Annotated in this window: 7 protein-coding genes; 6 read left to right on the forward strand and 1 reads right to left on the reverse strand. The window is 72.7% G+C overall.

Annotated elements, in window-relative coordinates; genetic code table 11:
- Window positions 1–38 precede the first annotated feature (38 nt).
- From TNCT6_RS03880 to TNCT6_RS03905, 6 genes are all read left to right on the forward strand, one after another.
- Window positions 39–1,673 (forward strand): sugar ABC transporter ATP-binding protein, encoded by a 1,635-nt coding sequence (locus TNCT6_RS03880; RefSeq protein ID WP_141356572.1) that lies wholly within the window; start codon window positions 39–41, stop codon window positions 1,671–1,673.
- The gene (locus TNCT6_RS03885) at window positions 1,670–2,638 is read left to right on the forward strand and encodes an ABC transporter permease (RefSeq protein ID WP_141356574.1); all 969 of its coding nucleotides are present in this window, start codon (window positions 1,670–1,672) and stop codon (window positions 2,636–2,638) included. Before TNCT6_RS03880 ends, TNCT6_RS03885 begins: the two co-directional genes overlap by 4 nt.
- The gene (locus TNCT6_RS03890; RefSeq protein WP_141356576.1) at window positions 2,635–3,660 is read left to right on the forward strand and encodes an ABC transporter permease; all 1,026 of its coding nucleotides are present in this window, start codon (window positions 2,635–2,637) and stop codon (window positions 3,658–3,660) included. Before TNCT6_RS03885 ends, TNCT6_RS03890 begins: the two co-directional genes overlap by 4 nt.
- Window positions 3,661–3,723: 63 nt before the next feature.
- Window positions 3,724–4,740, forward strand: coding sequence for a LacI family DNA-binding transcriptional regulator (locus tag TNCT6_RS03895; protein ID WP_141356578.1), 1,017 nt, complete (start codon window positions 3,724–3,726; stop codon window positions 4,738–4,740).
- A 33-nt stretch (window positions 4,741–4,773) separates the two neighbouring features.
- On the forward strand, window positions 4,774–5,865 hold the full coding sequence (locus TNCT6_RS03900) for an aldose epimerase family protein (protein WP_141356580.1): 1,092 nt from the start codon (window positions 4,774–4,776) through the stop codon (window positions 5,863–5,865).
- An 18-nt stretch (window positions 5,866–5,883) separates the two neighbouring features.
- Window positions 5,884–6,798: an RNA repair domain-containing protein gene (locus TNCT6_RS03905; RefSeq protein WP_141356582.1), complete on the forward strand. Its 915-nt coding sequence runs from the start codon at window positions 5,884–5,886 to the stop codon at window positions 6,796–6,798.
- Between the two features lie 228 nt (window positions 6,799–7,026).
- Here TNCT6_RS03905 and TNCT6_RS03910 read toward each other — a convergent pair whose 3' ends face one another.
- Entirely contained in the window at window positions 7,027–7,788 is a 762-nt protein-coding gene (locus tag TNCT6_RS03910) for a thioesterase II family protein (protein WP_253266020.1), read from the reverse strand.
- Between the last annotated feature and the right edge of the window lie 112 nt (window positions 7,789–7,900).

Consider the following 7,900-nt stretch of genomic DNA (forward strand, 5'->3'; position numbering starts at 1 on the left):
CCGCTCCCCGCTGACCGACCGACGGAAGGCCTGACCCCATGGCACCCCCCGAAGCGGCTGTCGCCGCACCGCATCCGGACGCGGACGGCGCCGCGCCACCGACGGTGCTGGAGGCCGTCGGCGTCGGCAAGCGCTTCGCCGGCGTGGTGGCGCTCGACGACGTCTCCCTGACGCTGCGCCGCGGTGAGATCCACGCCCTGGTCGGCGAGAACGGCGCCGGCAAGTCCACGCTGATCAAGGTGCTCACCGGAGTGCACCGCCCCGACACCGGGGAGCTGCGCCTGGGCGGGCAGCCGGTCTCGTTCGCCCGGCCGCACGAGGCGCAGCAGGCGGGCGTCTCGACCATCTACCAGGAGGTCAACCTCGTCCCGATGATGAGCGTGGCGCGGAACATCTTCCTGGGCCGCGAGCCCAAGAACCGCCTGCGCCTGATCGACTTCCCCCGGATGCACCGGGAGGCGGCCGAGCTGCTGGCCGGCTTCGGGGTCACGGCCGATGTGCGCCGTCCCCTGAACACCCTGGGCGTGGGCACCCAGCAGATGGTGGCACTGGCACGGGCCGTCTCGGTGCGGGCCCGGGTGGTGGTGATGGACGAGCCGACCTCCGCGCTGGAGCCGCGCGAGGTGGAGACGCTGTTCCGGGTCATCGAGGACCTGCACAGCCAGGACATCGCCGTCCTCTACGTCAGCCACCGGATGGACGAGCTGTACCGCATCTGCGACCGGGTCACCGTGCTCCGCGACGGGCGGCTGGTGCACACCGGCGCCCTCGCTGATCTGGACCGTATGCAGTTGGTCTCGATGATGCTCGGCCGGGAGGTGGCCGAGGTCCGACGGCACGGCGTCACCGGCTTCGGCGCCGCTCACGACGCCGCCCGTGAACCGGTGCTCACCGCCGAGAGGCTGAGCCGCCGTCATCTGCTCGACGAGGTGTCGCTGGAACTGCGTCCGGGGGAGGTTCTGGGCCTGGGCGGACTGCTGGGTTCCGGCCGTACCGAGACCGCGAAGGCCCTGGTCGGTGCGCTGCCGCTGGACTCCGGCACGGTCTCGGTGTCGGGCGGAGAGCTGCGCCGCCCGTCTCCCGCCGCGGCGATCCGGGCCGGTATCAGCCTGCTCTCCGAGGACCGCAAGGCCGAGGGGATCGTGCCCGGTCTGTCGGTGCGGGAGAACATCGTCCTGGCCGCCATGCCCCGTCTGTCCCGGGCCGGTGTCGTCTCCCGCAAGCGGCAGGACCGCATCGTCGAGATCTTCATGCAGCGGCTGCGGATCAAGGCGGCCGGCCCCGAGCAGAAGGTCGAGGAGCTCTCCGGCGGCAATCAGCAGAAGGTGCTGCTGGCACGCTGGCTCTGCCTGGAGCCCAAAGTACTGCTGCTGGACGAGCCCACCCGCGGGATCGACGTCGGCGCCAAGGCCGAGGTGCAGGCCCTCATCGACGAACTGGCGCAGGAGGGACTGGCGGTGCTGCTGATCTCCTCCGACGTCGAGGAGCTGGTGGAGGGCGCGGACCGGCTGGTGGTGCTGCGCGGCGGCACGGTGGCCGGTGAGCTGGCCGGCGACCTGGTCAGCGAGCCCGAACTGCTGGACATGCTGGCCGCCCACACCTCCGAGCCCGCTGCCGAGGCGCCGCACACACCGCCGCGCACACCGCCGCACACGGACAAGGAGCAGGAATGACCCAGCTGTCGCCGGCACTGGGACGGAGCGCGGTGCGGCTCGCCGCACCGGCCTGGTTCCAGAAGTACGGCGTCTATACCGCGGTGTTGGTGCTGCTCGCCTTCAACGCCGCGTTCACCGACCACTTCCTGACGGTCGGCAACCTGCGGACCCAGCTGGTGCAGGTCTCCCCGGTCGTCATCGTGGCGCTCGGCATGGCGCTGGTCATCGGCACCGAGGGCGTGGATCTGTCGGTGGGGTCCACGATGGCGCTGGCCGCCGCCGTGCTGCCCCTCTATCTCGGCTACGGTCTGGTTCCGGCGCTGCTCGTGGCGCTGGTGGCCGGGGTCGTCGTGGGCGCGGTCAACGGCACCCTGGTCGCCGTGGTGGGCCTGCAACCCATCGTGGCCACCCTCGCCCTGTTCGTCGGAGGCCGGGGGCTGGCCCTGGTGATGGCCGACGGGCAGCTCAAGCAGATCGTCAACCCGGACCTGCTGGCGCTGGGCAGCGGGGAGGTGCTGGGCATCCCCGTGGTGGTACTGACCGCGGGCGTCCTGGCGCTGGCGGTGGCCGGCGTCGTGCACCGCACCACCTTCGGCCGGCAACTGGTCGCGGTGGGCGGCAACCGGGCCGCCGCCGGACTCGCCGGACTGCCGGTCAAGCGGGTCCTGATCGGCGTCTACGTGCTGTGCGGCGTCCTCGCGGCGCTCGCCGGCGTGCTGGCCACCGCCCGGCTGACCGCCAGTGACCCCTCCGCGCTCGGCAACCTCATGGAGCTGTCCGCGATCACCGCGGTGGTGGTCGGCGGCACGCCGCTGACCGGCGGCTCGGTACGGGTGCTGGGCACCGTCACCGGCGCACTGCTGATGCAGCTGCTGCGGGCCACCCTGGTCAAGCACGATCTGCCGGACTCCACCGCGCAGATCGCCCAGGCCGCCATCATCCTCGTCGCCGTCTACGTCGCCCGGGAGCGCAGGTCCCGATGAAGTCACTCACCATCCCCCGGCAGCTGTCGGCCGCCCTCCGTCCGACGGCGGCGTCCCCCTCCCCCACCGCCGGCCAGGAGCGGATCACGACGCTCCTGCAACGGCACGGCGCCCTCGCCGTCCTGGTGGCGGTCGTCCTCGTCTCCTCGTTCGTCTTCCCGTCCTTCGGCACACTCGACAACGCCCGGAACATCGCCGTACAGGCGTCCTTCATCGCCGTCGTCGCCCTGGGCATGACGCTGGTGATCATCACCGGCGGCATCGACCTCTCGGTCGGATCGGTGTTCGCGCTCGGCGGCGTGCTGGCCGCCTGGGCCTCGCAGTACGGTCTCTGGGCCGCGCTGCTGCTGCCGCTGGCCGTCTGCGGCGCGATCGGCGCACTCAACGGGCTGCTGATCGCACGGGCCGGCATGGCCCCCTTCATCGTCACCCTGGCCACCCTGCTGGGGGCCCGCGGCCTGCTGCTCGCCCTCACCCACGAGGGCGCCACCACCTATCTGGTGCCCCGGGGCTCGGCCTTCGCCGAACTCGGCCAGGGGACGGTGGGCGGCTTCGGGTATCCGGTGCTCATCGCGCTGGCCCTGTTCGCCGCGGGCGGGGCGGTGTTGCAGCGCACCTCGTTCGGCCAGTCGCTGTTCGCGGTGGGCGGCAGTGCCGACGCCGCGACCCTGATGGGGCTGCCGGTGGCCCGCACCCGGGTCCTGGTCTACCTGCTCAGCGGTCTGCTCGCCGGGTTCGCCGGAGCGCTCAACGCCGCGCGGCTCTCCTCCGGAGTGACGATCATCGGCGTGGGCATGGAGCTGGACGCCATCGCCGCGGTGGTCATCGGCGGCACCCTGCTGATCGGCGGCGCCGGCTCGGTGAGCGGCACCCTCTGGGGAGTGCTGCTGCTCGCGGTCATCCAGAATCTGATCAACCAGATAGGCTCGCTCAATTCGTCCTACCAGTCCGTGGTCAGCGGCGGCTTCCTCATCGTGGTGGTCGTGGCCCAGCGGTACCTAGCGCGGGCACGCCGCACCTGATGACAGACGCCGTGCCGCAGGACCGTCGCAGTCCTGCGCCCGGCCCGACAAGGAGGGAACGCCGTGGGCGTCAGCCTCAAAGACGTCGCGCTGCGAGCGGGAGTGTCCATCAAGACCGTCTCGAACGTCGTCAACGACTATCCGCACGTCACCCCGGCCATGCGGGCCCGGGTGCAACAGGCGATCGACGAACTCGGCTACCGACCCAATCTCACCGCGCGCCACCTGCGCAAGGGCCGCACCGGGATCATCGCGCTGGCCGTACCCGAACTCGGCAACCCGTACTTCGCCGAGCTGGCCAGCGCGGTCATCGACGCCGCGGCCCGCCACCACTACACCGTGCTCCTCGACCACACCGCCGGCATGCGGGAGAAGGAGATGCTCGTCTGCCAGGGGTTCCGGACCCATGTGATCGACGGTTTGATCCTCTCCCCGATCGAGCTGGAGAACCAGGACCTGCGCGGCCGCACCGACACATCACCGTTGGTGCTGCTCGGCGAGCGGGAGTACGACGCCCCCTACGACCACATCGCGATCGACAACGTCGCCGCGGCGCGCAGCGCGGTCCGCCACCTGGTGGGGATGGGACGGCAGCGGATCGCCTTCCTCGGCGCGCGGGCGGAGAGCGCCCGGCAGCCCGCCCACCTGCGCCTCCAGGGGTGGCGGGAGGAGCTGGCCGCGGCCGGGCTGCCGCACGACGACTCTCTGGTGGCCCCCACCGACGGCTACGGCCGGGCGGACGGCGCGCAGGCCATGACCGTCCTGCTGGACCGCGGAGTGCGGCCCGACGCGGTCTTCGCCTACAACGACCTCCAGGCGATCGGCGCCATGAGGGTGCTCGGCGAGCGCGGGCTGCGCGTCCCGCAGGACGTCGCGGTGGTCGGGTTCGACGACATCGAGGAGGGCCGCTTCGGGGCGATCACCCTGACCACCGTCTCCCCCGACAAGCAGGCCATCGCCCGCCAGGCCGTCGGCTGCGTCATCTCGCGGCTGACCGGCTCGGCCGACGGAGAGCCGCGCCGGCTGCGGCCGGGCCACGACCTGGTGGTACGCGAGTCCACCCTGGGCCGCCACCGCTGAACCGGCCCGCCACCCCCCTTCCCGAGGACCTCCATGCCCGGACCCGCCCTGCGCTGCTCCCCCTTCGGCACCACGCCCGACGGCACCCCGGTGGAACGCTGGCACCTCGACTCCGGCCGCGGCGTGCGCGCCGAGGTGCTCACCTACGGCGGCATCCTGCACGCCCTGGAGGTGCCGGACCGTGACGGAGTCGCACGCTCGGTCGTCCTGTCACTGACCGGCACCGAGGACTACGCCGGCCCGAGCCCGTACCTGGGGGCCCTGGTGGGGCGGTACGCCAACCGGATCGCCGACGGCCGCTTCACCCTGGACGGCCGGGCACACCAGGTGCCGGTGAACGACCGGGGCCACGCCCTGCACGGCGGCCCGGACGGCTTCGACCGGCGGATCTGGGCGGCCTCGCCCGTGCTGGGCGACGACCGCGCGGGGGTACGCCTCACGCTGCGCAGCCCCGACGGCGACATGGGTTTCCCCGGAACACTGGACGTCACGGCCACCTACGTCCTCGACGCCCGGGGAACCCTGGCGCTGGACTACCGGGCGGTCACCGACCGGCCGACCGTCGTCAGCCTCACCAACCACGCCTACTTCAACCTGTCGGGTGCCGGCACGGTGGCCGACCACATGCTCCAGCTGGACGCGGACCGTTACCTGCCGCTGTCCGGCGAAGGCATCCCGTACGGGCCCAGCGCGGCGACGGCCGGCACCCCCTTCGACTTCACCCGCGCGCACGCCATCGGCGCCCGCCTGCACGATCCCGACCCGCAACTGCGGGCGGCGGGCGGCTACGACCACTGCTGGGTACTGCGCCCGCTCTCGGACGGGTCGGCCCTGCGGCGTGCGGCCCGCCTCGAGGATCCGGAGAGCGGGCGGGCCCTGGAGGTCTGGACCACCGAACCGGGCCTCCAGGTGTACACCGGCAACCAGCTCGACGGGACGCTCAAGGACGCGGCGGGCCAGCGCCACGAGCGATACGCGGCCGTCTGCCTGGAGACCCAGCACCTGCCCGACTCGCCGAACCGACCGGAGTACCCGAGCACGGTGCTGCGCCCGGGCTCCGTCCTGACCAGCCGCACCGAGTACCGCCTCGTCCCGGGCGGCACCCTGGAGGAGGAGAGGGTGTAAGGCGGGAGAGGAGGCGTGATGCGAACCAGCGACGAGATCTATCACCGGGTCCGCTGGGACCCCCGGTTCGACCCGTCCCGGTTCGTGCTGGGGATCAGCCTGCGCGGGGACGGCGTCGCACGCGTCCCGCTGCCTTCCTTCGTGCCCGGGGGCGACATCCCCTGGCACCGGGTGGTGTTCATCGAGGCGGACGACGAGGTGGTCTGGGACCGGTCCACGGGCGTGGACCGCGTCGACGCGTCCGGCGCCGGCCGGGTGCGGGACCCGCGAACGGTCCCGGGCTTCGACGCGACCTCCGGCAGCGGCGAGCCCGTCGGTGTCCTCGACGTGTTCCCGACGGCCCGCACGGCGGTGGCCTGGATCCCGCCCGCGGAACTGTGGCCGCCGGTCCAGGACATCCGCCGGGATTACGATCCGCAGATCCACCGGTGGCCGCCGCACGTCAATGTGCTCTACGGCTTCGTACCGGAGTCCGACTTCGCGCGGGCGGCCCCGCTGCTCGCCGCGGCGACGGCCGCGGCGCCGGTCTTCACCGTCCGGCTGGACGGGGTGCGCACCTTCCGGCACAGGGCGTACTTCACCGTGTGGCTCGACCCGACGGCAGCCGGCGAGGCGCCGTGGGCGGACCTGTACCGCGCACTGCGGCAGCGGTTCCCGCGCTGCCGTGGGCCCGCCAAGGACTTCACCCCCCATCTGTCCCTGGGCCGGACCCGGGACCCCCGGCGAGTCACCGCCGACTGCGCCACCCGGCTCGACGCAATGACGGCGACGGTCTGGGAACTCGTCCTGCTCTCCCGCAGGGGCGACGGACCGATGCGGCCACGGGCCACGGTCGCCCTGCGCACGGGCGAGCTCCGCCGGCTGCCCGCGCCCGGCCCCGAAGCACCGGGTCCGGAGGACACGGCATGGCTCGCCGCGATCTCCGAAAGGTGAGGCGACGTGTGGCCGCGCCCGCGCGACACCTCGTGACGTCCCGAGCCCGCTCGCTGGACGCGCATGGCCCAGCCCTCCGGAGGTCTTCCGTTCCGCCCGCCGCCCGTGGCCTGACGAGGGGCGGAACGGAAGACGCCGGGGTCTTTCGTTCGGATCAGGCCGGATCAGGGAGCGGGGTCCGGTGCCGTGCCGGGGCCCGTGAGCCCGGCATGATCCGAGCGAGAGGCCCTAGCCCTGCCCGGTGAGGTGCTTCCTGAGGGAGGCGATGACCGCGGGCGCCTCCGCCGTCAGGTAGAAGTGGCCGCCGGGGTAGACCTGGAGGTCGAAGTCGCCGGTGGTGTGGCCGCGCCACGCCTCGGCCTCGGCCATCGACGTCTTGGGGTCGCTGTCGCCGGTGAGGACGGTGATCGGGGCGCGGACGGTGACGTCGGGAGCGCACCGATAGGTCTCGATCGCCTCGTAGTCGCTGCGGATGGCGGGGAGGATCATGCGCAGGATCTCCTCGTCGCCGAGCAGCGCGGTGTCGGTGCCGGCGAGGAGTTTCAGTTCCCGCACGATGCCCTCGTCGGACAGGCGGTGCACCCGCTCGTCGCGGACGGTCGACGGCGCGCGTCTCCCGGACGCGAACAACCGGACGAGCTCACCGCCGTCGGCCTCCAGCCGGCGGGCCACCTCGAAGGCCAGGGTGGCGCCCATGCTGTGCCCGAAGAACGTGGTCGGCCGCGCCTTGAGGCCGGGGCCGAGGGCGTCGTAGAGCTGGTCGGCGAGGGTGGCGATGTCCGTGGGCGACACTTCCTTGCGCCGGTCCTGTCGTCCCGGGTACTGCACCGCGAAAACCTCGGCCACGGAGGACAGTTGGGCGGACACGGGGAAGTAGAAGGACGCTGAGCCGCCCGCGTGCGGGAAGCAGTGGAGCTGGGCGGAGCGGGACGGGGCCGGGTGAAAGCACCGGGCCCACAGGCTCTCCTCGGTGGACGTGCGAGTTGTCACGCTTTCTTGGACCTTTCGTGAGCGTCGGCATGGTGGCGGGGGTGGCATGCGGCGTGTACGGGCGGAGCCGCGGCGGGGTCCCGCGGGCCGCGGGGGCGGCCCGCGGGGCGGG

Source organism: Streptomyces sp. 6-11-2, assembly GCF_006540305.1.
Taxonomy (GTDB): domain Bacteria; phylum Actinomycetota; class Actinomycetes; order Streptomycetales; family Streptomycetaceae; genus Streptomyces.

Bases quoted from the DNA above. Each gene is read 5' to 3' on its own strand.
- TNCT6_RS03890 (WP_141356576.1), top strand. From the start codon at position 2,635: ATGAAGTCACTCACCATCCCCCGGCAGCTGTCGGCCGCCCTCCGTCCG.
- TNCT6_RS03900 (WP_141356580.1), top strand. From the start codon at position 4,774: ATGCCCGGACCCGCCCTGCGCTGCTCCCCCTTCGGCACCACGCCCGAC.
- TNCT6_RS03905 (WP_141356582.1), top strand. From the start codon at position 5,884: ATGCGAACCAGCGACGAGATCTATCACCGGGTCCGCTGGGACCCCCGG.
- TNCT6_RS03885 (WP_141356574.1), top strand. From the start codon at position 1,670: ATGACCCAGCTGTCGCCGGCACTGGGACGGAGCGCGGTGCGGCTCGCC.
- TNCT6_RS03880 (WP_141356572.1), top strand. From the start codon at position 39: ATGGCACCCCCCGAAGCGGCTGTCGCCGCACCGCATCCGGACGCGGAC.